The 26,618-nt window shown below is 46.9% G+C and carries 17 protein-coding genes; 15 read left to right on the top strand and 2 right to left on the bottom strand.

What is annotated here, in order from left to right; genetic code table 11:
• Nucleotides 1-178 precede the first annotated feature (178 nt).
• Nucleotides 179-610 (top strand): ribose 5-phosphate isomerase B, encoded by a 432-nt coding sequence (gene rpiB / locus EZE20_RS03070; RefSeq protein ID WP_132114392.1) that lies wholly within the window; start codon nt 179-181, stop codon nt 608-610.
• Between the two features lies 1 nt (nt 611).
• Here rpiB and EZE20_RS03065 read toward each other — a convergent pair whose 3' ends face one another.
• Nucleotides 612-2,021 carry a hypothetical protein gene (locus EZE20_RS03065; protein ID WP_132114390.1) on the bottom strand — a complete coding sequence of 470 codons (1,410 nt, stop codon included), beginning with the start codon at nt 2,019-2,021 and terminating at the stop codon, nt 612-614.
• Between the two features lie 180 nt (nt 2,022-2,201).
• On the opposite strand from EZE20_RS03065, the gene rbfA reads away from it, so the two are divergent.
• The 5 genes from rbfA to EZE20_RS03040 all read left to right on the top strand — a co-directional run bounded on the left by rbfA (nt 2,202) and on the right by EZE20_RS03040 (nt 7,723).
• Nucleotides 2,202-2,585, top strand: coding sequence for a 30S ribosome-binding factor RbfA (rbfA, locus tag EZE20_RS03060; protein ID WP_132114388.1), 384 nt, complete (start codon nt 2,202-2,204; stop codon nt 2,583-2,585).
• 18 nt (nt 2,586-2,603) lie between these two features.
• A complete protein-coding gene (locus EZE20_RS03055) occupies nt 2,604-3,833 on the top strand; it encodes an FtsX-like permease family protein (protein WP_132114386.1) in 1,230 nt (409 codons plus the stop codon).
• 120 nt (nt 3,834-3,953) lie between these two features.
• The gene (locus EZE20_RS03050) at nt 3,954-6,548 is read left to right on the top strand and encodes a M1 family metallopeptidase (protein ID WP_132114384.1); all 2,595 of its coding nucleotides are present in this window, start codon (nt 3,954-3,956) and stop codon (nt 6,546-6,548) included.
• 68 nt (nt 6,549-6,616) lie between these two features.
• Nucleotides 6,617-7,060, top strand: coding sequence for a hypothetical protein (locus EZE20_RS03045; RefSeq protein ID WP_132114382.1), 444 nt, complete (start codon nt 6,617-6,619; stop codon nt 7,058-7,060).
• A gap of 141 nt (nt 7,061-7,201) precedes the next feature.
• Nucleotides 7,202-7,723 carry an SHOCT domain-containing protein gene (locus tag EZE20_RS03040; RefSeq protein WP_132114380.1) on the top strand — a complete coding sequence of 174 codons (522 nt, stop codon included), beginning with the start codon at nt 7,202-7,204 and terminating at the stop codon, nt 7,721-7,723.
• A 66-nt stretch (nt 7,724-7,789) separates the two neighbouring features.
• On the opposite strand, the gene EZE20_RS03035 is transcribed toward EZE20_RS03040, so the two are convergent.
• On the bottom strand, nt 7,790-8,341 hold the full coding sequence (locus tag EZE20_RS03035) for a collagen-like protein (RefSeq protein ID WP_165933397.1): 552 nt from the start codon (nt 8,339-8,341) through the stop codon (nt 7,790-7,792).
• 210 nt (nt 8,342-8,551) lie between these two features.
• Between EZE20_RS03035 and polA the strand changes: the two genes are divergently transcribed.
• The 9 genes from polA to EZE20_RS02985 all read left to right on the top strand — a co-directional run bounded on the left by polA (nt 8,552) and on the right by EZE20_RS02985 (nt 26,616).
• On the top strand, nt 8,552-11,407 hold the full coding sequence (gene polA / locus EZE20_RS03025) for a DNA polymerase I (RefSeq protein ID WP_132114374.1): 2,856 nt from the start codon (nt 8,552-8,554) through the stop codon (nt 11,405-11,407).
• 138 nt (nt 11,408-11,545) lie between these two features.
• A complete protein-coding gene (locus EZE20_RS03020; protein ID WP_132114372.1) occupies nt 11,546-12,184 on the top strand; it encodes an RNA polymerase sigma factor in 639 nt (212 codons plus the stop codon).
• Between the two features lie 83 nt (nt 12,185-12,267).
• A complete protein-coding gene (locus tag EZE20_RS03015; protein WP_132114370.1) occupies nt 12,268-13,404 on the top strand; it encodes a FecR family protein in 1,137 nt (378 codons plus the stop codon).
• 168 nt (nt 13,405-13,572) lie between these two features.
• A complete protein-coding gene (locus tag EZE20_RS03010) occupies nt 13,573-17,073 on the top strand; it encodes a TonB-dependent receptor (RefSeq protein ID WP_132114368.1) in 3,501 nt (1,166 codons plus the stop codon).
• Between the two features lie 67 nt (nt 17,074-17,140).
• On the top strand, nt 17,141-18,925 hold the full coding sequence (locus EZE20_RS03005; protein ID WP_132114366.1) for a RagB/SusD family nutrient uptake outer membrane protein: 1,785 nt from the start codon (nt 17,141-17,143) through the stop codon (nt 18,923-18,925).
• 177 nt (nt 18,926-19,102) lie between these two features.
• Nucleotides 19,103-21,034, top strand: coding sequence for a heparinase II/III domain-containing protein (locus tag EZE20_RS03000; protein ID WP_132114364.1), 1,932 nt, complete (start codon nt 19,103-19,105; stop codon nt 21,032-21,034).
• Between the two features lie 161 nt (nt 21,035-21,195).
• Nucleotides 21,196-21,783: an RNA polymerase sigma factor gene (locus tag EZE20_RS02995; protein WP_132114362.1), complete on the top strand. Its 588-nt coding sequence runs from the start codon at nt 21,196-21,198 to the stop codon at nt 21,781-21,783.
• A gap of 65 nt (nt 21,784-21,848) precedes the next feature.
• The gene (locus EZE20_RS02990) at nt 21,849-22,952 is read left to right on the top strand and encodes a FecR family protein (protein WP_132114360.1); all 1,104 of its coding nucleotides are present in this window, start codon (nt 21,849-21,851) and stop codon (nt 22,950-22,952) included.
• A gap of 262 nt (nt 22,953-23,214) precedes the next feature.
• Nucleotides 23,215-26,616, top strand: coding sequence for a TonB-dependent receptor (locus tag EZE20_RS02985; protein WP_132114358.1), 3,402 nt, complete (start codon nt 23,215-23,217; stop codon nt 26,614-26,616).
• Nucleotides 26,617-26,618 lie beyond the last annotated feature (2 nt).

Below are 26,618 nucleotides of genomic sequence, written 5' to 3'. Positions count from 1 at the left end.
GAAATATCCAGTGCTTCTGCTTCCAGATTTTGTTTTATATCTTCTCTCATCTTGTAATAAATTTAGGAGTACTAAAATGTTAGCTATTACCTTTGCGGATGTTACCCTCAGAAGGGACAATACTAACGATAATCGCCCGGTTGTTGTTATCAGGGCAGTAGTACTTAACAAAAAAACAATGAGAAAAATTGCAATCGGAGCAGATCATGCCGGGTTTCCCTACAAAGAACCGATCGTCGCGTGGCTTCGGGAAAATGGCTACGAAGTAAAAGATTTTGGCACACATAGCGCTGATTCAGCCGATTATCCAGACTTTGCGCATCCGGTTTCATTGGCCGTTGAATCCGGCGAATTCGAATTGGGCGTATTGCTTTGCGGCAGTGGTCAGGGGGTGTGTATCACGGCCAACAAGCATCAGGGCATTCGGGCGGCGTTGGTATGGCAGGCGGTTTTGGCCGAATTGTCAAGACAACACAACAACGCCAACATCATCTGTTTGCCGGTCCGTTTTATTGAACTCGCAACGGCTATTGACTGCGTAAAGACGTTCTTAACGACCGATTTTGAAGGCGGACGACATCAGACACGTGTAAGTAAAATTGCCTGCTGAACTAGCCAATTTTTTCATAAATACCTTTCCAGCGGCTGAGTTTATAGCGTTTCTTTAAGGCCGGAACCCTGGCAAAAAGCCGGGGCATTATATTCTTTTTGTCAATAATATAGTCCGGAGGATCCTGCCGAAAGTTGTCATAGATGTGAATCACGCTATCAAAATTATCCAGATTTTCGAGGTCATAGCGTGCCAAATCCCAGTTGAGGTACGGAGTGGCGGTAAAATTATTGAGGTATTCTCCTTTATCTTCCCCAATCACCAAAATCCTTTTCTGACTAATTTCGGGAGGAAGTGCGGCGGCTTTGGCTCGCAGGTTTTCCAGGCGGCCCAGGGTCAGGTAAGGATCAAGCGCCAGCAAACCCTGATACTGAATGAGTGTGATGCCGCCCAACACAAATAAAAACAAGAGCTCAGCCAGCCAGCGCTTTTTATAACTTTGAAAATAATAGGTCGCAAAAAAAGCGGCGACTGGTACAAAAACAATAAACTGCATGGGAGCCAGATACGGCATGAGCGGGATCATGAGCACTGCCACGATGAACCATGCGGCCATACTCTGCTGAATACGAGACTGATACGTCACAAGCCTTGAACTTGTCAGCATCCTGAAAAATCCCAGTCCGCCCAATAACAGTGGTAAAAGAAGAGAAATAATCAGCGATGAAAAATCATTAAGATCGTATTGACGAACCTGAAAAACAGAGGTGAGCAGGTTGCGGTTTAAACTTTCGACTCCGTCGTTGAGGTAAAAAAACAGCACGACCATTAGCAACGGAAATATAGACCCAAAAAAGCCCATGACGTGCTGCCGAAGCGTGGCACCTGTGTAAAAAAGCAGCGACACAAACGCCCAAACCATAAAAAGAGCGGCGGGCAGATAAAACAAGGTGGCGATTCCGATATAAATACCAAGCTCAAAAATTTCGTTGGTAACCTGCCGCCGTTCCAGAATTTTGATCAAGGCTCCCCACGCCAGCAGCAAAAATGTAGACGCCATGAGCATTGGCGAAAGCGTGGCGAGGTCAAAAGAAAGATTTAGAAACAACGCGTAGATCATTCCGGGAATGTAGGTGCGCTCCGAAAACACATCGCGTGACAGACATACGTAGTTGAAATACAGGATTTGAAAAATGGACAACCCAGCCGCAACTGCCTGAAATACTACCTGCGAGCGGCCAAACAGCGAGTCGATCAACCAGTAAACCAACCCGGAAAAAGGGCTCATATTGTCCCAAATATCGCGGTAGAGCATGAAGCCCCGGTTCATTTGCTCGCCTACCAGCATCCAGCTCAGTTCTGGAATAAGCAGCGGCACTTCGTTCCATAGAAATGGTAAACGAAGGAGCACAAAAAATAGCACAAGGCTGATATTCTGATAGGTGGCATTGACTCGAAAGAAACTCAGCAAAGCAAATGAAGGTTAACTGGTAAAGGCAAATAGTTTTACGAAATTACATTGCCCTTTTCCACAAAAACAAAATAAGTACGGATATTTGTATGAATCATCCCGATTAGGGGAAGAGAAAATAGAATCGTGACACTTTCGCTTGAAAAGTACAAGGTTCATTTTCTTTGAAAAGAAAGTAGCATGGAATCAAAAAGACAACAAAAAGTAGGCCGCCAAATCCAGAAAGACCTGGGAGAGATATTTCAACGCGAAGCCCGGCACATTATCAATGGAGCGTTTGTGACGGTCACGGCCGTTCGGATGACGCCTGACCTGGGAATTGCCCGCGCGTATCTCAGTTTTTTACCTGATAAAAATAAAAAAATACTACACGAAGCGGTCGAAGAAAATACCCGCTTTATTCGTCAGAAATTGGCTGAACGCGTTCGGCATCAGTTACGGATTGTTCCCGAGCTGCAATTTTATCTTGACGACACCGCTGAATATGCCGCCAAAATGGATGCGCTTTTCGCAGATTTGGTGATCCCGCCTGCCGACGAAACCGAAGAAGACGAAACCAGGTAAGCCATTCGTTAGAGGAACATGAATTTACCTTTTCGGATCGCAAGCCGTTACTTCATTTCGCACAACAAACGTAGCTTTATCAGCATCATTGCTCTTATTGCGATGTTGGGCGTGGGCGTAGGCACTATGGCGATGGTCGTGGTGCTGTCGGTCTTTAATGGCATGGAGGAACTCAACCGCCAAATTTTCAAAACCTTCGATGCCGACATCAAAATCACGCCCCGCGAGGGACGGCGGTTTGCCGTGTCGGATTCTCTGGTCAGGCAAATTCAGACGATTGAAGGCATTTCTACCGTCACGCAGGTAATCGAAGACAATGCTTTGGCCCGCTACCGCGACAACCAAATGGTGGTCAGGCTGAAAGGCGTGGACAGTACTTTTGAACAACGCGGACAACTCGACACCGCTATGATCGAAGGCCGTCTTCAGCTGCTTGGCGAAAATGGCACGCCCTACGCCGTTATTTCGGAGGGTGTTCGGAATGCCCTGTTGATCTCAATGAATGACCTGTTGGTTCCGCTCGAATTGTGGTACCCCCGCAACGACCGCCGAACGCTGAATCTTACGTCCTCCGAAGCCTTTAATCAGGCTTCGATCCGTCCCGGCGGCACTTTTTTTATTGAAAGCCGCTACGATGATTTTGTGTTGGCGCCCTTGTCGGTGGTTGCCCCGCTTTTGCAATATGGCAACGAACGCACAGCTCTGGAAATTCAGATTGCTCCTACTGCTTCTGCCAATCGGGTACAGCAGGCCCTTACCCGGTTGTTGGGCCCCACGCTCGTCGTGCAAAACCGTGATGAACTGAACGCCGATTTGCTGCGCGCCATTCGCGTAGAAAAACTTTTCGTTACTGTCACTTTGTCGTTCATTATTCTGGTGGCTGCCATCAACATTTTCTTTTCGTTGAGTATGCTGGCCATTGAAAAAAAGGAAGACATCCGAATGCTTTATGCGATGGGCGCTACGGCTTCGCAGGTCAGACAGATTTTTCTGACAATCGGTGGTATCGTTGCGCTTTCCGGCTCCACGCTGGGTTTAGGGTTGGGCATTGTCATTTGCTGGTTGCAGCAAAAGTACGGATTCGTTTCCATGGGAACCGTTAGTTCATTGATTGATGCCTATCCCGTAAAACTTGTGTGGAAAGATTTATTGGTAACCACTCTGATTATTATTTTGATAACAATTAAGGTTTCATTTATACCGGCCCGACGGGCTGCAAAAACCACCAATACCTCTCTGCTTGTGTAGATAAAAAATTACTCAGCTTTCCTTTGTATTTTTGAGTGTTATTTTAATCAAATAATTCCGGAGGATGAGGTAAATAGTATGCTGAGTTTCTTCCTCTAACCGGAAAAGTATGTTTACTCTATGACTAGTTTTCTTACATCAACAAAAATAAAATCGGTTACCTGCCTGCTGTTCGTCTGCCTGACCACAGCGGCACAGGCAACGACTCCTTTCCCTTCGGAATTTCCTGCTGACACCGTTCGGCGGGTCGAGGGTTCGGTTAGTACGCAAGGGCCTTACCGTCCTGCCCGCACGCTCAAAAACGATATTCTTCATACAAAACTCAACCTGCGTTTTGACTGGCTCCGGCAGCACGTTCTCGGTACGGCGGTATTGACGTTCAAGCCTTATTTTTATCCCCAAAACAGACTGGAACTGGATGCCAAAGGTTTTGATATTCAGGCTATTTATCAAATAGACACGCTCGTTAGATACGATTCTTTGACGAATCAGACCATCCGTGAACCCATTCAGGATGTGCTCGAATATACCTATGACCGACGGAAACTTAACATTCAGCTTCGCAGGGCGTATACCCGAAAAGAAACGCTGTACGTACAAATTGACTACGTAGCCAAACCAAACGAACTTCCCCGTGGCGAGCCGGATGACCACCCGAACGACAAAGGGTTGTATTTTATAAATGCCGACGGACTGGACGAAGGCAAACCCCGGCAAATCTGGACGCAGGGCGAAACCGAGTCCAATTCGTGCTGGTTTCCTACCGTCGATAGCCCCAATGAGAAGTTTATTCATGATTTTTATATTACCGTAGATTCTACGTTCAAAACTTTATCAAATGGCCTGATGATAGGGTCCGTTGACAATGGCGATGGCTCCCGCACCGATCACTGGAAACAGTCGCTGCCGCATGCGCCTTACCTGGCGATGCTTGCTGTGGGTGACTTTGCCGTTACGCGCGAAATGATGCCCAACGGCCTGGAACTGAGCTACTATGTAGAGCCAAAATATGCAGCGGATGCAAAAGCTATCTTTGGCCGCACGCCCGAAATGATCGCCTTTTTTTCCAATATTTTCGGAGTTGAATTTCCCTGGGAAAAGTATGCTCAAATCAGCGTACGCGATTTTGTAGCAGGCGCTATGGAGAACACAACGGCTACCATACACGAGGAAGGCGTACAGGCCGACACCCGCACGCTTGTAGACGGAAATTCAGATGCAGTAATTGCCCACGAGTTGGCTCATCATTGGTTTGGGAATTTGGTCACCTGCGAAGAATGGGGACAACTCCCTCTGAATGAATCTTTTGCAAATTACTCAGAATATCTTTGGGCCGAGTACTATTCTGGAAAAGATGAAGCCGATTGGCAAAACTTACAGGAATTGAAACAATATTTGGGCGAAGCCGATCAGAAAATGGTGCCGATGATCCGGTATTTTTATAAAGATCGGGAAGATATGTTCGACAGTCATTCCTACTCCAAAGGCGGACGGATTTTGCACATGCTGCGCAACTATGTGGGCGACGATGCTTTTTTTCTGGCTTTGAAAAACTACCTGAAAGAACACCGCTTTGCTACCGCCGAAATAAATGATCTGCGCATGGCTTTTGAAAAAGTTACCGGCGAAGATCTGAACTGGTTTTTTGATCAATGGTTTATGCAACGCGGCCATCCCGTTTTGAAAGTAGAGCAGGAATTTTCGGCTGCCAATCAGAAAGTACGGCTCAAAATCTCACAGCTTCAGGATACGCTTGCAACTACGGTTTATCGCCTTCCGCTGAAAGTAGATATTTGGGTGGATAGCATTAAAACCCGCTACGATGTGGTGATAAATAAGGCCCGGCAAACGCTCGAATTTCCGGCAAAATACCGCCCTGACCTCGTGATTTTTGATGCGGAAAGTCAGCTGCTTGGCACAATTGACCACCCCAAAAGTCGTCAGGAAGCTATTTTTCAGTTTTATAATGCCTCCACTTTTTTATCAAAATATGAGGCAATGACCCAGTTGGAAGGAAAGCTCATCGACTCCACCACCCGGCACCTGATGCTGACAGCAATGACGGATCCTTTCTGGAAAATCAGGCAAATGGCGGTTTCTAACTTTGCAGAATACGACGGGCTCGAATTTGTAGAAGCCGAACGCGCCATTCAAAGCCGGGCACGTATTGATCCGAACTCGCAGGTTCGGGCAGAAGCAATCCTGACGTTGGCATCCTTTGGTGATAATTCCAACGACCCGCTCTTCCGCGAAGCGCTCAACGACACATCGTACCTTGTCGTTTCGGTGGCTCTCGATTCATACTTAATTGGCAAGCCCGGCGATGCCAACGACATCGCAGCCCGCTTTGAGAACTCACCCAACGATGCCATTGTGGCCGCCGTTGGAAACTACTACGCAAGCATCGCATCTCCTGATCGTTATGAGTGGTTTTTGGAAAAAATGGACAAGATGAATCCTTCGGATCGCTATAATTTCTTGCAGGTTTTTGGAAAATATCTTATCAAATCGCCCTCCGAAATCCAACGCCGCAGTATTCCGGTACTCGAAAGTCTCGCGCGCAACAGTCCTTCGTACTTCGTACGTTTTGGTGCGTATCAGGTACTCGGATTGCTGACGGACATTCAGGGCGTTACATCCATTCGGAAAGATATTCGGAGCAACGAACGCGACCCAAAACTGAAAGAAATGTATAGCCAATTCGGAGAATTCTAAGGCCGGATTCCAACCATTCTGTCACGGGCTGTATCCTGAGTAACATAACCTTGTAACCTTATTTACTCATGAAAAACTTGTACAGCAGTGTTTTATTGGCAGTACTTTTGTTCTCAGGCTGCACGCAGGACCAACCTCTGCCTGATTCAGGAGGTCTTGCCGGAACCTACCGAACCAACGGAATATTGGATCCAAGCTGTGTGGCAATCTCGGACGATCGGCAACTACCAACCCTAACGATTCGTAAAGAAAGCGACGGCAGTTACCAACTCACGCGTACCGATTTTATTCCCAACAAACGTACGATGTCGCTTTCAAAAGTACAGGTCGAACCAAAATCTGACTCATTGGTACTTTTTTATCAGGATCAAAAAATTGGTCACGTGACGGTTCGTACGTGGCCGAAGTTTGAAGGCAAAAAAGTAAAGGATACAACCTCCCCGGTGTTGTTTGTCAACTACAATAATCCTGACGATCAGGCATTTCTATTTTACATCGGCTATCGCGAATAAGGCCCGGCGTCGTTTTGCGGCTGATTCCTTTTCCTGATTTTCACCACTTACCTGTCAATACTGACCAACACATCCACAAGAGGCTGTCAGGCACGATTATTTTCTATTTTCCTGTTTATAAAACAAATACACAGGTTTACAATGGAACAAACAAAAGAAGAAATAATCAGAACTATGGCCGCAAAACATGGCGTAAGCGAAACCACAATTTCGACTTTGCTTAACGGATTACAACTTTCCGGTGGTCGTCAGGTGCAGTTCTCAATCCCCGAACTTGGCGGAATGGGACAATGGCAAAATGGCATGGTTATGATTGGCGATATGTTTAATTCAGGCTTAAAAAACAAAGTAAACGCACTTTGTACCGAATTGGCACAACTGATTTCCTCATTGCCAAAAGAAGAAACAGAACGTACCCACACAACAGATAAAGAAGGAGTTGCTGCGACCTTTAAAGGAAGTCAGAATGATTCAAGATACTCGTACTACGCCGCCGAAAAAAGACTGGTGATTGAACACGAAGGAAAAAGAACGATCTATGACACAACGGGTTATCCGTTGACAGGAGTACAACAATCACAGAGCGGAATTGAAAGACGTTTGAGTTTTACGTTTCCGGGAGGAACGGTTTGGCTGAATGATTTGAAAGAAATCAAATCCTAATTTCGTCTTTTAACAAAAATAAAGCCCGTAAGGATCCAAAATCTTTACGGGCTTTTATGCGTAGGATTAATCCTCAAATCCAAACATTTCTTTTGCTTCCTCGTAGCTTAACTTTTCGTAGTTGATTCGCCCGGCCAATCCTCCCGGAATGAGTACGTAGCGAAACTCATTGTTTGGGGAAGGGGCAATCGGTGGTTTAATCGGCGTCGACCAAACGCGGATTCTATTTACCACGAGTGAAAAATCAAGAAGCTCTTCGGTAAACTGCGCATAAACCGTTACGGGTAATTGCCGTACCTGATTATTTTCGGTTGTTAATTTTACGTACACCAAAATTGCTCCACGGTCAAGAACCTCCTGCGACAAACGAGGCGCCGAAATATCTACATAAAAGCGATTTACACCGTATAAATCTGTTGCAGTCCAGGAACCTGCCCGTGCCCATGGTGAATAAATCACGTTGGCCGTTCCGGTAGCTCCGGTGGGCCCCTGTTCGCCGGCCGGGCCTTGTGAGCCAGGATCACCTGCCGGGCCAACAGGTCCCTGCGGTCCTTCGCAGGCGCTCATACAGGCAAACAAAATAGCCACCAGGCTACCTAAAAGTAGTTGTTTTGTCATTTTTTTTGTCTTCACTGCTGTCATATCATAAAATTCGCCCGAATATCCTGATTTGATGAGACATTCGCAAAAAATGTAACGAGAATAACCAAATTGATTTGCGTCAAATTCTTCACCTTGCTGCGGGTTTTGGGACGGAGGCATTATCTTTGACAATTAAACTACGCAGAAGCAGCCCTACGGTGCTGTTTGTTCTATCTCATTTCGACTATGTCAAGACCTACCCGCAAATTATTTTTACTGGATGCTATGGCGCTCATTTACCGGGCCCATTTTGCCTTTATAAAAACACCTCGTATTACCTCAACCGGTCTCAACACGAGCGCTGTTTTTGGTTTTACCAATACACTTCTGGAAGTTTTACAAAAAGAAAAACCCACCCATATCGGCATTGCTTTTGATACCTCAAAACCAACGTTCAGGCATGTGCAGTTTGAGGCCTACAAAGCGCAGCGGGAGGCGCAGCCGGAGGATATTACGGTAGCGATTCCGTACGTAAAGAAACTTGTGGAAGCTATGAATATTCCGTGCATGCACCTCGATGGCTACGAAGCCGATGATATCATCGGAACGCTCGCCAAGCGGGCAGCACGCGAAGGCTTCGAGGTTTTTATGATGACTCCCGACAAGGACTATGGGCAGCTCGTGGAAGAACACATCTATATGTACAAGCCGGCCTTTATGGGAAAAGGCGTCGAAAAGCTGGGCGTTCCCGAAATTCTGGACAAATGGAAAATCGAACGCATTGATCAGCTGATTGATATTCTGGGACTGATGGGCGATGCGGTGGACAACATCCCGGGCGTGCCGGGCGTAGGTGAAAAAACCGCACAGAAATTAATTGCGCAGTACGGCAGCATCGAAAATATGATTGAACATGCCGCCGAAATTCCCGGAAAACTCGGGGAGAGAATTCGTGAAAATGCGGAACAGGCGCTGCTGTGCAAACAACTCGCCACGATTCATCTGGAAGTACCCATTGACTTTAATGCCGACGCACTTCTTTACGAAGCACCGGATCGTGAAAAAGTGAGCGAACTTTTTGATGAGCTGGAATTCAGAACTTTACGTAAACGGGTTTTGGGAGAAGAACCCGTAGCGGAGTCGGCCAAACAGGCGACGTCACAAGCGCAGGGACAGCTCGATTTGTTTGGCGGCGGCATCAAAACCGCAACTCAGGCAAGTTTGCCGACGGTGGCTGCACACCCGGATTTTGAACCGGAAATAGATGCCCAACTAACCACCGGCCCTATTCGGAACATTGCTACGACCTACCACAGCTATCAGGTTGTGGACACGCCCGAACTTATGGACAGCCTGGCCGATTACCTTTTGCAACAGGAGGCTATTTGCTTCGATACCGAAACTACCTCGCTCGATGCGCTCAGTGCCGAACTCGTGGGCATTGCCTTTGCGTATCGGCCAACCGAAGCATTTTATGTACCTGTTCCCGCTGACGCTGAGGCAGCACAGGCGATTGTTGAGCGGTTCAGGAAGGTATTTGAAAATGAGGAGATTCTCAAAATCGGGCAAAACATCAAATATGACCTGCTCATCATGCGCAACTACGGCATTGACGTACGCGGGCCATTGTCTGATACCATGCTGGCGCACTACCTGCTCGAACCCGAAATGCGCCACGGAATGGATCGTTTGGCGGCGCATTATTTGCGCTACGAGCCGGTTTCGATTGAAGAGCTGATTGGTAAAAAAGGCTCCAAACAAGGCAACATGCGTGAAGTAGCCGTGGAAGAAATTAAAGAATATGCCGCCGAAGACGCTGACATTACGCTCCAACTTCATCAGATTTTACTCCCCGAACTTGCCACCAAAAACGCAACCAAGCTTTTTGAAGGGGTTGAAATGCCGCTTGTAAAAGTACTGGCAGCCATGGAAAGCGAGGGCGTACGGCTCGATACGGAGGCATTGGCTCAAATGTCGGGTGTGCTGGAAAATGATATTCGGAGTTTGGAAAACGATATTTTTGCGCAGGCCGGCGTTTCTTTCAACCTCAACTCTCCCAAGCAGTTAGGGGAAGTTTTGTTTGAAAAAATGAACCTGATTAAAAATCCAAAGAAAACCAAAACCGGACAGTACGCTACGGGTGAAGATATTTTGTCGGCGCTGGAAACTGAACACGATATTGCCCGGAAAATCCTGGATTACAGAGAATTACAAAAACTAAAATCTACCTACGTAGATGCGCTGCCGCTCTTGATTAATCCACGAACCGGACGTATTCATACCTCATATAATCAGGCCGTTACGGCAACGGGGCGTCTGAGTTCCACCAATCCAAACCTGCAAAATATCCCGATTCGGACGCCGCGCGGACGGGAAATCCGGAAGGCATTTGTGCCCCGTTCAGAAGAATTTTTGATTTTATCGGCCGATTATTCCCAAATCGAACTACGAATTATGGCAGCGTTCAGCGGCGACCCCAGCATGATCGAAGCCTTTAATCAGGGCCGCGACATTCACGCAACTACCGCCAGCAAAGTATTTAAAGTACCTCTGGAAGACGTTACTTCGGAGATGCGACGCAAGGCTAAAATGGTCAATTTCGGGATTATTTATGGCATTTCTGCCTTCGGTCTTGCCCAACGGCTGGGTATTCCCCGAGGAGAAGCCTCCGACATTATTAAGGCATACTTTGAAGAATTTCCGGCTGTGAAAGAATACATGGACCGCATCGTGGAAGAAGCCCGGCAGCGTGAGTACGTCGAAACGATTTTGGGACGTCGCCGCTACCTGGCGGACATTAATTCGCGCAATCAGACGAATCGCGGTTTTGCCGAACGAAATGCCATTAACGCACCGATTCAGGGTTCTGCGGCAGACATGATCAAATTGGCAATGATCAATATTCATGAGTTTATTGTAACCGAAAACCTCCGCTCGCGCATGATTCTGCAAGTCCATGACGAACTCGTGTTTGACGTGCACCGCAACGAACTTGACCTCGTGAAAAGTCGGGTAGATGATCTGATGCGAAACGCCCTGCCGATGGAGGTTCGGATGGAAACGGGCATCGGTGTTGGCATGAACTGGCTCGAAGCGCATTGATTTAATTAACCGATAGTTATTTAATATTTTACTTATTTCAAAGTATATGTTATTCCTCCATTCCTTTAATTAAAAAATGCAGTAAATGAAATAACAGTTCGTGCCAAAGGAGAGTGCCACTTCTAAAACCCGAATACCATGAAAGAAACAGGATTACCTCCCGATACATCTTCTGAGGATCAAATTCTCTGGAAGCAAATGTTGCGGGGTAATTCTCCTGCTTTTGAACGCTTAATGGCGCTCCATATCAACGCTTTATACCAATACGGTCAGAAGTTTTCAAAAAATCCTGAATTTGTCAAAGACATCATTCAGGATCTATTTCTGTACATATGGCTGCATCGCGATCATTTAAATCCGAACATCATCGTTAGACCTTATTTGATGGCTTCGCTTCGTCGAATGATGCACAGAGCCTCACACAAACAAGGTCGTTTTGAGCATGAAACTGACATCACTTTTGATGTCGAGTTCTCCGTTGAACAAAACTATATTCATCATGAGAACAGTCAGCTTCTCAGTTTAAATATTAGAAAAAAACTGGATGAGCTCCCCGCTCGTCAAAAAGAGGTGATTTACCTGAAATTTTATCAGGATTTATCTCGGGAACAAATTTCGGAGATTATGCAGATCACCCCCCAAACTGTTTCCAATCTTCTCCAAATCGCGATAAAGCATCTTAGAAAGCAGTGGAAAGACGCTTTTTTTTATCTCATTTGCTTTCTTGTATTATGCTGTATTACAACCATTTATAAAGATACTTTTTTCCTGATTTAAAATAATCATAAAATAATTCCATTTTTTATGGTATCTATTCTATTCTTGTGTCTAACCCCATTTATAGGTACAAGCAAGAGAAAATGGATCATTACAAAACCTACAGTTCCGAAGATTTTGTGTGGGATAAATACTTCCGGCAGTGGGTACTCAAGCCTACGCGGGAAAGTGATGAAGAGTGGAACAATTGGTTAGCCAAAAATCAGGATCTTCGCTTGCGGGTTCAGCAGGCAAGGGAAATAGTCAATGCCCTTTCCGTATCAGAACATTCTTTAACTAAACTGGAAATTGACGGCATAATTCAGCAAACGATGAGCCGTTTATCGGCATCATCTCCAAAACTTCAAAGAAGAAATTCATCCATCAGGCGCTCCATAGTTTATTCTACTGGCATTAGGGTACCGGCCATTCTTTTTGCTTTTATAGTACTTGGCGGTCTCGTTTGGTTTTTTACTGCGCCTGTTAATCCTCAGAAAACAGATGGCTCTGTACAAACTAATCTGCCTTTATTTCAGGAAGGGCGATTGGTGGAAAAATCAAATTTTACGGAAAAACCTCTTGTCATTAATCTTGAAGACGGATCAAAAATTCATCTTCAAAAAGGAAGTCGAATTCGATATCCTGAACCTTTCGCAAAAAATCTCCGGGAGATACATTTACAGGGCGAAGCTTTTTTTGAAGTTGCCAAAAATCCGGAACGTCCGTTTTGGGTCTATACGCAGGAGCTCGTGACCAAAGTATTAGGGACAAGCTTCTGGATCAGGGCCTACGATGAATCAAAAGAGATTGTGGTGAAAGTAAAAACCGGACGAGTATCGGTATTTTCAATGGAAGGCAACAAACCACAAAAAAAACGCACCAATATCAGAGAACGTCAGGGAGTTATCTTAACGCCTAATCAACAGATTGTTTTTAGCCGCAGTGAAATTCGAATGGTAAAGAGCCTGGTAAAAGAACCTACGATCATCACATCCAATCCGGTATTTCAACAATTTGAATTTGAGGATCGGCCTGTAAGTGAGGTTTTTTTCCTGCTAAAAAAAGCCTACGGAGTCGATATTATTTACAATGAAGATTTGATGTTTTCGTGTCCGCTTACTGCCAATTTAAACGGGCTTTCGCTGTATCAAAAATTGGACGTGATCTGCAAAGCCGTAGAGTCGGAATACGAAATAATTGATGGTCAAATAGTTATCCACGGAACCGGTTGTAAAAGCTAGTTTAATGTTTCATCTAAAACTTAACTTGAACAGGTAGTAAAAAACAAAAAGAGCCGGTAATGTTCCCGCATTACCGACTCCTAAAAACGAAACTTCCCGGTGCCTATACCAGCATCAGAAAGGGATGTTTTGCCAGCATTTCTAACTCTTAACAAAACGATCAAAATTATGAAAAAACAAGTACACGACTTTGAAAATTTTCGAAGGATCATGCGTCTGACAGCCACTCAGTTTATGCTATCGATTTTGGTTTTGGGAAGTTCCTACGCAACCGAAATCGCAGCGCAAAATATTCTCAATCAAAAGATCTCGTTGAGAATGCAGAATGTTGAGATCAGTAAGGTCCTGACCCAACTTGAAAAGCAGGTAGATGTAAAATTTGTATTTAGTTCCAAATTGATTCAGGCCAATCGCACGGTCTCAATTTCGGCCCGAAACAAGTCTTTTTCTGCTGTGCTTACCGAATTGCTCACCCCTTTGAATATTAGCTTTGAGGCTACTTCCAGTCAGGTGATTGTGCTTAGTAGAAGTAAAACAGAGGCTTCCAATAGGGACAATGTTTTTTCAGCCCCTGACCCCAAGCGAATGATTCGGGGAAAAGTCAGTGACGAAAATGGCGATGGTCTTCCCGGAGTAAGTGTCGTAATTAAAGGAACCACCCGTGGAACGACCTCTAATTCGGAAGGACAGTTTCAATTAGACGTTCCTAATGATAACACCACCCTTGTTTTTAGTTTTGTAGGCTATGCATCAAAAGAGATAGTAGTGGGTAGTCAGGACATTGTCAATGTAAGCCTGACTATTGAAGATAAGGTTCTAAGTGAGGTGGTGGTTGTAGGCTATGGTACTCAGCAAAAAGTAAATTTGACGGGTGCGGTAGGCGTTGCGGGAGCCGAACGGCTGCAAAATCGACCAATCGCCAATGCCGGCGAGGGGCTACAAGGCGTGATTCCTAACCTGAACATAGGCATCCGTAATGGCGATCCGGCTCAGGCAACAACTTTCAACATCCGTGGCTTTCAATCGATTAATGGTGGTTCGCCGCTGATTTTGGTAGACAATGTACCGATGGATATTAACCGGATCAATCCAAATGACATCGAAAGTATCAGTGTGCTCAAAGACGCATCAGCGGCTGCTGTGTACGGCGCCCGGGCAGCTTTTGGCGTGGTACTCGTTACTACCAAAAGTGGGAAAGCAGGTAAAGTAAACGTCAATTTCAGCTCTCAGCTTTCCATGGCTAAGCCCATTTTTAACATGGACGTTGTTACCGATCCGTACGAGTTTGTGCAGGCCCGGAATGCAGCCAACATTCGTACAAGCGGCAACCCTTCGTACGATCCTACGTTTGTGGAGGCAGTGAAGAAATTCTCTGAAAACCCCATCCCCGCCAATGAGTGGGGCGTAGTCAATGGTGCGCTGCAATACTATGGTTTCAATAACTATCAGAACAGAATCATGACTGATTATGCACCTACCAATCAGCAGGATCTTTCTGTATCGGGTGGTAGTGATAAGGCAAAGTTTTTGGTCTCGCTCGGTCGTTTCAGCAAGGACGGTTACCTCCGAACGAATAACGAAACCTTTAAGCGTTATAACTTTCTGGCAAAGGCCGATTTTGCGGTTAACAAATGGTTAAGTCTCGACAACAGAGTTGTCTTTAACTCACAGAATAGCGACAAACCGCACTTCTACAACTGGGATGTGAATATCAATTCTCTTGCCCGGGTCAATCCCATTCAGCCCATTCAGTTTCCTGACCTGCCCTACTACAACACCCCCGGCGACCGCGACCAATATGCGCAATACATCGGGATGTATTTTGGGGGAACAAACTTCTTCCCATACCTTGAAGATGGTGGACGGGAAACCTTCACCCGAAATGACGTTTGGCTTTCTCAGGGGCTCACGCTCACACCTTTTACTGGTTTTAAGGTAGTGTCAAATTTCTCCTACAACATCTTTAACGAGATGTATCAGGATGTACAGAGCAAGATAAACATTGTATCCAATGACCTGAAAGCGGCAAATCCAATTAGTAACGGGTTTAGTGGAGACGACTGGATTGCAAACCAAAATCGGTATGATCAATACTACGTTCTGAATGCCTACGCGCAGTACGATCTGCCAAAGATTGGTAAGAACACTATTTCGGCAATGGTTGGATTTAATCAGGAGCAAGGCCTGAACCGGCAGGTATTTGCCCGGGCACGTCAGTTGATCACACCTCTTATTACCGATATTAATGCCACCACAGGTGTGCAGGAAACCGGTGGTGCCAAATCACATGTATCCTTGCGCGGTGTATTCTATCGCTTAACCTACAACTACGACGATCGGTATCTATTTGAAGCCAACGGCCGCTACGATGGTACGTCCCGTTTTCCAAAAGATAGCCGTTTTGGTTTCTTTCCTTCTTTTTCGGCAGGCTGGCGTATCAGCAATGAAAAATTCATGTCAGCAACCAATGGATGGCTGGACAACCTGAAAATTCGGGCATCGTATGGAACTTTGGGTAACCAACTCCTTGGAAACGATTTTTATCCCTATGTATCTTCTATGGGCACCGGGCAATCTCCCTATATGTTTGCCGATGTGCGTATCCCGTTTGTTTCAGCCGCCGGCCTCGTCAGTCCCTCTTTGACGTGGGAATCTGTGACTTCTCAAAACATTGGAATCGACCTTACAATGCTGAGAAGCCGGTTGGATATGTCCTTTGACCTCTACACGCGTGACACCAAGGACATGCTCATGAACGTTACGTATCCAGACATTCTGGGCACATCAGCACCAAGAGAAAACGCTGCTGACTTGCGAACAAAAGGTTGGGAACTCTCACTAACCTGGCGTGATAAAATAAACGCTGACTGGAACTATGACGTCACGCTGGCTTTGGCTGATGCTCAGGCAACTATTACCAAGTTTGAAAATCCATCAGGAGCGCTGCCCACCGGCAATCGCTACTATGTAGGCCAGAAATTGGGTGAAATTTGGGGATACGAAACAGCAGGCATTTTCCAGACCGCCGACGAAGTAACCAATCATGCCAATCAGTCGGCACTGGGGAACAACTGGCGGGCCGGAGATATTAAATATGCCGACCTGAATGGCGATGGCAGAATCACCCCCGGTGCTGGCACGTTGGCCGATCCCGGAGATCGGAGAATCATCGGCAATTCAACTCCACGGTTTACCTTTGGTATCAACACAAGCCTGTCTTACAAGGATTTCCGGCTCACGGCCTTCTTCCAGGGCATTGGCCAGGTTGATTACCTGCCTGATAATGGCAACTGGACCTGGTTTTACCCCTACAATGCAGGGCACGTAGAGCGCTACTATATTACAGATACCTGGACACCGGAGAATCCTAATGCGTATTTCCCGGCAGCCCACATCTCGACCAATGACAAGAAAAATGTTCAGCCGCAATCTCGTTACGTACAAAATGCGGCCTATCTGCGGGCCAAGAACATCACCCTGAGCTATGATTTGCCAACGAGCCTGCTCAGTAAAATTGGTATGAGCAGAGCCCAGGTATTTGTTGCGGGAATGAACCTGTTTGAGTTCTCCAAAATCCGTAAACCACTGGACCCTGAAACCATCCAAACTCAGGTAATTGAGTACCCCATGCAGCGGATTGGCACCGTGGGAATTAATGTGTCATTTTAAATATATATGATTGGCTATCAGACTTTTATTGGAAGATAACTGAATCAATAAATAACTAAAATACTCTATGAAAACGAACCTATTAAAATTCAGTTTCGCACTGGTAATTACCTTTTTGGTAAGCGGCTGCAATGATGAGTTTTTGGAAAGATACCCGCTGGATCGAATTACGAACGAAACCTTCTGGAATACAGAAAATGACCTGGCCGTATACAACAATAGCTTGTATAACATCATTCGGGATGATATAAATGTGCCTATCTTGCATGGGCATGCCGACGGCTTCAATAGTCACTTTGGCACCATTTGGAGTCAGGATGAATTTACAGATAACCTCGCTCCGCGACATCCCCGCCACAATCGTTTCCAGCAGGTCCGGGCAGGCAAGCATCAGCCAAACTCCGGCGAGCAGTGGTTTTCTTACAGCGGCTGGAACTTCGTGCGGGCCATTAACGTGGGTTTGGCCAACTACGACAAGGCGGCTATTCCGCAGGCAACCAAGAATAAGTACATTGCCGAAGCCCGATTGATGCGGGGATGGTTTTATGGAGAAAAAGTTACCAAGTTCGGCGATGTGCCCTGGGTAGATCGTGAACTGAACGTCGACTCCGAAGAGCTTTTTGCCGCCCGCACCCCTCGTGCGGAAGCTATGCAAAAAGTACTGGCCGACCTGACCTTTGCTACTGAAAACCTTCCCGCCAACTGGGGCGATGGCAATGCACCCGGCCGCTTGAATCGCTGGGCGGCTTTGCTCGTAAAGGCACGCATCTGTCTGTTTGAAGGTACTTTTAATAAGTATCATAACATCGGCGACTCGAAGATGTGGCTGGAAGAAGCCGCCAAAGCTTCAAAAGAATTAATAGAAAAAGGACCATATCGTTTGTACAAAACCGGTGATCCTCAGAATGACTATAATGCGTATCATCGAGCGCTGGATCTGACGGGAAATCCGGAGGTAATCGCCTGGCGGAGATATAAAAATGGCGTTTTGAACAACCACGTGCAGAGCTATTTCCGCGAATATTCCGGCGGAGCTACCAAAAGTCTTGTAGACGATTACCTATGTACTGACGGGCTGCCCATTTCACTTTCACCTTTATATAAGGGCGACGAGAAATTGGAAGATGTATTTGAAAATCGTGACCCACGTCTCAGTCAAACCGTATTGAATCCTGCTGAAACCGCAAAGTATCGTTTTGACCAGAATGATGGACGCACCTACCCTCGACTGGAAGGTTTTCCAGGAGGTGGCGTAAAAACGTCAACGGGCTATCACATTATCAAAAATTATAACGCAGATGATCTAATTGGTAAAGCCTTCAATCAAGGTGAATCGCCTGCCGTCATTTTGCGTTTAGCGGAGGGCATGCTGATTTATGCAGAAGCAATGGCCGAACTGGGAACCATCTCTCAGGCTGATTTGGATATGTCAATCAATAGGTTGCGCGACCGCGTAGCTATGCCTCCCATGATCCTGGGCAATATCCCTGTGGATCCCCGTTATGTAGAAGATGGTATTTCACCGCTCATTGCTGAGATTCGCCGCGAACGCCGGATCGAGATGGCCGTCGAAGGACTACGCTATCAGGACCTGCAACGCTGGAAAATGGGTAAAAAGCTGGTGAAGAAAGATTACGGCATGCGGTGGAGTGAGGCCAACAAGGCCCGGTTTAGCCCAACAACCATGCAATCTTCTATCGACCCTGTCTCAGGTAAGGAGTATATCGACGTATACAAAGGCACAGACTGGGATAATCCTGTATTCGACGAAGCAAAGCATTACCTGTGGCCCATTCCGCTCGGTCCTTTGGCGCAAAATCCAGCCATCAAACAAAACCCCGGCTGGGAATAGCACTTTCCTGATTTAATAAAAGCTACTCAAAACCAGTGTTCTGGATTTTTGGGTAGCTTTTTTAGTGAAATTACTTTCTAATGTAACTGATATTTTACTGGAATTATAAGCCTCTTAATCCAGAATTTCAGTTCGTCATTTTCAATAAAAACTCCTTTTCCTAACCCCTGATTTTTAATGAAAAAGTATTCAATTCTACTCCTGCTGATCCTGTTTGGCTCTTTTGCACAGGCCCAAATCACCCCGCGCAACATCCTGGCTCAGAAATATTCGCTGGATCAGGTTAAGCAATCACTCACGGCCCGGGAAGACTACAAGCCCTACCCTGCTACGGCAGCAGAATGGCGTGCGGCAGTGCCGGATTCAATTATTAAAAAAATTATTCAGACCGGAGAGCAACGCCTGAGCTATGTTTTTGAACCTATTTCGGCGTCGGTTTCGCTGGATTACGTTCGTTCCGGCGACCGCGAGCGCCACAGCGGTATTTCTTTTGACAAACGAAATACTCTGATGGAACTGCTCCTTGCCGAAAGTATGGAAGACAAAGGGCGTTTTACAGAAGCAATTCTCAACGGAATCTGGTCCATTTGTGAAGAAAGCTTTTGGGGCGTACCGGCGCATATTTCGGGTACGGGCCTGCCCGATGTCCAAAACCACCGGGTCGATCTGTTTGCTGCCGAAACCGCCGCGGTGCTGGGTTTGGCCGATTATTTTATGGGCGCAAAACTGGATAAAATCAACCCGCTGATTCGCAAACGAATCTACCACGAAACCAATCAACGGCTGTTTACCCCGATGCTCACGCATGGGGATGACTACGGCTGGAACAGTCAGAAAAACCCAGTCAACAACTGGAATCCGTGGATTATGTCGAACTGGATGTCGGCTACGCTTCTACTGGAAAAAGACGCCAACCGCCGCGCGATGATGATTCATACATCAATGGTAAATATGGATCGCTACCTCAACAGCCTGGGCGATGACGGCGGCTGCGACGAAGGCCCAAGCTACTGGACCGCCGCCGGGGCAAGTGTGTTCGACTGCCTGGAATTACTCAGTGCGGCTACCAAAAACAAGATTGCAATTTACGACCACCCGCTCATTCAGAACATGGGCGCGTATTTTTACAAAGTACATATTGATGGAAATTACTTCGTAAACTTCGCCGACGCCGACCCAAAACTTATTCCGGATGGCCTGTTGCTCTATCGCTTTGGCAAAGCCCTTGGCGACGAGCGGATGGTGACAATGGCCAAATGGGCCGTCGGAAAGTTTCCCGAACGGGCGACTGCCGTCACGGGTTTTCACCGATTCAGATCCATCGAAAATCTGCTGACTGCCAGCAAAATTGGTGCACCGCTACCTGCATACGACAAAGTGCCGGATGCGTGGCTGGCGGATATTCAGGTGCTGACCGCCCGCGATGTGGACACGGATTTGTTTCTGGCCACGCATGGCGGACATAATGCCGAAAGCCATAACCATAACGATGTGGGCGATTTTTTGCTGTACTCCAAAGGCGAGCCGGTCATTATTGACGCCGGTCGGGGCAACTACACCGCCCGCACGTTTTCGGCGAAGCGTTACGAGCTCTGGTTTACGCAGTCAAACTATCATAATTTACCCATTATCAACGGTATAGGTCAAAAAGCAGGCCGCACTTTTGAAGCCACCGATGTACGTAGCAGCATCACCAATCAGGCGGCTTCGCTGCGCATGAACATTGCAAAAGCGTACCCGCCCGAGGCCGGACTAAGCACCTGGAACCGAACGGTAACGTTGAACCGTGCAAAAAATCAAGTTGAAATTTCCGATGAATATAGCCTCACGCAGGCGCCCCAATCGTTGCAGCAGATTTTTATGACCATCAGCGAAGTGGATGTGTCCAACCCCGGACTCGTGCGCATCACTACGCCTGGCAAGCAGGTATTTGCGCTGCGCTATGATCCTAAAAAATGGACGGCGAGCAGCGATTTCCCTTCTACCGAAGGCATGGAATACCGAAGTTTCAAAACCAAATGGGACAGCCACCCCGTGCAGCGGATCATCCTGACGAGCAAAACTTTGAAAGCAAAAGACAAAGTTTCCTTCACGATTGCAGGCATGTAGTTGCCTGAAAATCATTCTCATTTAAAAAGATCGGCCCGACTCAGCCCTGTGATTCGGGCCGATTTCATTTTATATTTCTATTTTTTATGAAAAAATTTTTAAATCCATGGGTTAAGTTTCCAAAAAATCCCTCTCATACCTATACACAGAATTGAAACGGTATGCCCAAAAGACTGTCAACGGAGGAAACACAAAAGTTATGGCAGGAATATCGCAACGGAGACATTTACGCTCTGGCAAGTCTCATGCAGGCGTTTTATCCTGATTTATTTCACTGGGGCATGCGGCTGCATTCCGACCGGGAATTTGTGAAAGATTGTATTCAGGAAACATTTTTGACGCTCTGGAAAATTCAGGATACCATTCGGCCCGTTGAAAATGTGCGCTCCTATTTGCTGGTAATTTTGAAAAATAAAATCCTGCGCGAAAAAACACAGCAAAGCCATTTCTTCAATCATGACCTATCCGAAGACTACTGCTTTTCGGTAGAGTTCTCGTCCGACCTCCGCCTCATCGACGAAGAGCATGAAGTCTATCAGTTGCGAAAACTCGAACAGGGCATGAATCAGCTTCCGGCTCGCCAAAAAGAACTGATTTACCTTCGGTTCTATCAAAATCTAAGCTTTGAACAAATCGCCGAGGTGATGAATCTTGGCCGACAATCGGTCTATAATTTGATGCAAAAATCGCTGCAAAGTCTGCGCAAACAGTGGCTTGTGAGTCTTTTATATTTTTTTTATAGTTGGTAAAATGGGGTATAAAAAAGCCGGAAATGGATCATACTGGCAGGTAAACTAAGAAAGAAACACAACCCATGAGAAATTACGAAGACTACACCATAGAAGACTTTGTGCAGAACGAAGATTTTCGTGCCTGGGTGCAGGGGCAGGCGTCTCACGAGACTTTCTGGCTTAATTTTCTTGAAAAATATCCTGAACGAAAAGAAGAATTTGAGCGGGCCGAGCAGCTCATTCGGGCGGCACACGTAGCCGAAGAGCCGCTGAGCGTCCGCGAGATTCGTCAGGAAGTGGAAACTTTTCTGAGCCGGGCAACGAGTGAATTTACTACCGAAGAATCACCGGAGGATGACAGCAACAGCAGCAACAGTCGCCCGCTTGTGCGCTACCTGACCGGACTTGCCGCGATGCTTGCACTTGCCGCAGGCTTGTATTGGGGGTTGTCGCCTCGCCAAACATCCGACTTTTCGGGTCATTTTCCTGCCACATCACTGAACAATCGGCTGGTAGAAACCCACAATCCGACGCAGCAACCGCTGCGGCTGCGGCTAAGCGACGGAACGGAGGTCATGCTGTTGCCAAAGAGTAATTTGAGGTATCCTTCTCAGTTTACAGGCAATTTTCGGCAGGTGTATTTGTCGGGTGAGGCCATTTTTTCGGTCAATCGCCAACAGCGACCGTTTATGGTACAAACCGGCGAAATGGTAACCAAAGTACTGGGTACGCGATTTGTAGTGAGCGCCTACGAGCAGGACAAAAAAATGACGGTACAGGTACTTTCCGGCAAGGTGTCGGTTTATCGCGTAGATCCCAACCGAAAGCCCGAAAATAAGGAAGTCGCCGGGGTAATTTTGACGGCCAATCAGGCGGCAATTTTTGAGAAAAAGCAACAAACATTATCCAAAACCCTCGTGGCCAATCCGGTTTTACTCGACACGCAGGCTCCCCTGATGGAACAGCGCTACGACGAAGTACCACTGCCGGTGCTGCTGCACGAATTTGAAAAAAACTACGGCATTGCCATCGTGTTTGATGAGCAAAATCTGCGCTCCTGTAAAATAACCGCCACTTTTTCAACCGAAACACTCTATGAAAAGCTGGACGTACTGTGTAGGACGATTGCATCAAGCTACGAAATTGTGGATGGGCAAATCGTCATCAGTGGAAGGGGATGCAGCTGAACGCCTGATTTTTATCGCCGGTTACAATAGATTTTTGTGAATCAAAAAAATAATAGCTTACTTTGTCTATCAACTTTATAGAGTATTAAATTTTAACCCAAAAATTTATGACGTATAAATCCTAGCAAACGCCCGCTACCGCAAAAAAATCGGTAGAGGCCAGGCCACTACCGACAGGTTTATCCACTGAGACATCGCTCGCCAAAGGTATTTCTCAGGGATGTATGTTCCTCAAAAAGAATCATTAACCTTTTACAAATTTATGAAAAAACACGCTACCAGACAATTCTGGGTTGAACTCATGAAGTTTACATTAGCCCAAGGTTTAGTTATGCTAGTCATGGCGGGTATTTCTTACGCCCTGCCGACCAAAGCCCAGGAGTACCTGGACAAGAGGCTCAGCCTGAAAGTGTACAATCAGGAAATAAAAACGGTACTTACTGACATTGAGAAAGCTACGGATGTTCGTTTTGTGTACAGCTCGCAGGTCGTGGGAAGTTCGCTGCGGGTGTCGATCCAGAAAACCAACGTTACTTTGGGCGAGATTTTAGACAATTTGCTAAAACCCCTCAAAATATCGTATGAACTGGAAGGCCGCAAAATTATCCTTTCACCAGCCCAATCGGCATCGCCCCGGCAGTCGAGTTGGGTGGAGGAAATTCGGGTAACAGTTCCCAAACAAATCCTGAATGGGAAGGTGGTTGATGAAACCGGGACCGGGCTTCCGGGGGTGAGTGTGGTCATCAAAGGCACCACCCGAGGCACCACCACCAACGGAGAAGGCGCGTTTCAACTTGATGTACCGAGCCCCGAATCTGTGCTCGTGTTAAGTTTTGTGGGGTATGTGAGTCAGGAATTGGTTGTGGGCAATCGGTCCACGCTGGAAATAGCGATGGTGCCGGAAGACAAAAGTCTCGATGAACTGGTCGTCGTAGGTTACGGTACGCAGAAAAAGGTAAACCTGACGGGCTCGGTAGCAACCATTGATGCCAAGTTTCTGGCTGATCGTCCCATCACCAACTCTTCGCAGGCCTTGCAGGGACTGCCGGGCGTGTTTGTGAATATGAACAAAGGACGGCCGGGCGCCGATGGCGCTTCCATCACGATCCGCGGGGCTAATTCGTATTTTTCGGGCTCCGCACCGCTTGTGCTGGTAGACGGTATTGAGTTCCCTTTATCGGATGTAAACCCCAATGATATTGAGAGTATTACGGTATTAAAAGATGCGGCTTCGGCGGCTATTTACGGAAGCCGGGCGCAAAATGGCGTGGTTCTGGTAAAGACAAAATCAGGGCAGCGCAATAAAAAAATGACCGTGGATTACAATGGCTACTACGGCGTGCAGACTGTCTCGCGACTTCCTCAAAACGTGGTCTGGAATTCGCTGGAATACATGGAAGGAAAAAACCGGGCATTGGCCAACGAGGGGCGTCAACCCGAATACTCGCAGGCCCTGATGGATGAATACCGGGCCGGAACGGATCCATTTATTTATGCCAATACCAACTGGTTTGACATCATGTTTAACCCCGCCCCGATTCAGCAGCACAATGTTCGGCTTGCCGGGGGCAGCGACAAAACTGCCTATTCGCTTTCCCTGGGATTTATGGATCAAAAGGGAATTATGCCCAACACAAACGCTAACCGGTATACGCTGAGCACGAGCATTGACTCAGACGTGACTCCGTGGCTCAAAATTGGCAGCAGCCTGTTGGGTACTTTTTCGCAGGATCGGGAAAGTGCTTACAGCGCCGACGAAGGCAATGGCGAAGGCGGCATTATGGGCCTAACGTACCGCGGCTTGCCGATGCAAACGGCGATTGCGGCCGATGGCTCCTATGCGGATCAGTGGATTCGGGTGCCGGGTCACAATTTTTTCAGAAATCCCTACGCCTTATCTTTTGAAGGAGACCGGCTCAACAAGCAGCTGCGCACGATCCTGAATCTGTACGCACAGGTTAATCTGCCATTGGGAATTATCTACAAAATCACGGCGGCTCCCAATGTCAGTTTCTCGTCCGAGAAATACAACTATCCGGTCATTTTATTGACGCATCCCAAAACCGGCGATCGTGTACCGATGGGCAACATTCCGGCTCGGGGCGTGCGGCAGGGCGGTTTTGAGACGTTTAACTTCACCAACTTCCAGACCTTAAACTGGGAGAAAACCCTTGCGGAGCGCCATTACCTCAATCTTCTGGTCGGAACGAGCGTCGAATATTTTTATAATTCCAATTTCAGCGCCCAAAATCAGGGGTATCTGGGCAATGAAATCACCGAATTAAGCGGGGGTACCATTAATCCGCTCGTAAGTGGATCGTCCGCACGCTCGCGTATTATGTCCTACTTTGGGCGGGTAAATTATGTTCTGAATGATAAATATTTGTTTGAAAGCAACTTCCGTTTTGATGGATCGTCCCGCTTTGCACCCGAAAACCGCTGGGGCTTTTTCCCGTCTGTATCGGTCGGCTGGCGCATCAACGAAGAAAATTTCCTGAAAGATGTACGGGCAATTTCCAACCTCAAACTTCGGGCGAGCTGGGGACAGCTTGGCAATCAGAATATTCCTTTGTTTAGCTACATCAACGGCATCACGTTGGGTACAAATTACAATTTTAATAATGCGCTCGTGAGTGGCGCAGCGATAACGCAGCTGGCCGACCCGAACGTATCCTGGGAAACGACGACAACCTCTAACATCGGTTTGGATGGAGGTTTTTTCAACAATACCTTAACTTTTGAGGTAGATCTGTTTTCCAAATTCACCGACGGTATTCTGGCACGGGTAAACCTGCCCAGTCAGGTGGGCAACCTCGGCGGTCCGCTTCGCAACATTGGCTCGGTTTCTAACAAAGGCGTTGAATTGACCCTGGGCTACCGAAACCGAATTGGTCAGCTCAACTACAACGTGGGTGCTAATGTAACTTACCTGAAAAATTTAGTAGAAAACACCAACGGTGAAATCATTTTTGCCGATGGTGGAATGCGAATCACACAGGAAGGCCAACCGCTCAACTCCTTTTTTGGTCTGGAAGCCATTGGCATCTTTCAGTCTACGGAAGAAATTACTAATGCGCCTTTCCAAAATCGGGTACTCAATCCGGGCGATCTGCGCTATAAAGATCAGAACAACGACGGCATTATTGACAACAACGACCGGGTAGTCATTGGCCGTTCCGTTCCGCGCTACACGTACAGTTTTACGGCCGGTGGCGATTTTAAAGCGTTCGATCTCGCCATATTTTTTCAGGGAGTTGAAGGCATCAATACCAATGTTACTTCCAACCTGGCACAGCCCTATAAAAATGGCGCCGGCGTTACCCGCGATTGGCTTACGGACTCGTGGACACCCGAAAATCCCAATGCTCCCCTACCCCGCCTGACCACTGCGACGGGTTACCCGCAAAACTTCGTTTTCTCGGATTTCTGGTTGCAGGATTTATCCTACCTCCGCCTGAAAAATATTCAGCTGGGCTATACCCTGCCGGCAACAGCAATCAAAAAGGTAGGGTTGAGCAAGTTGAGGGTGTTTGTCAATGGACAAAACCTGCTGACTTTCACCAAGTTCAGAGATGGAGACCCGGAGCGTGACGCCAACCAACGCGGCATCATTGCCTATCCAATTGCCAAAATTGTTTCGGGAGGAATTACCGCCACTTTTTAATT

Origin of the sequence: Arundinibacter roseus (assembly GCF_004348825.1) — a bacterium.
Lineage (GTDB): Bacteria > Bacteroidota > Bacteroidia > Cytophagales > Spirosomataceae > Arundinibacter > Arundinibacter roseus.
Note: the sequence above shows the minus strand (reverse complement) of the source record. Positions and strands in the feature narration are given on the sequence as shown.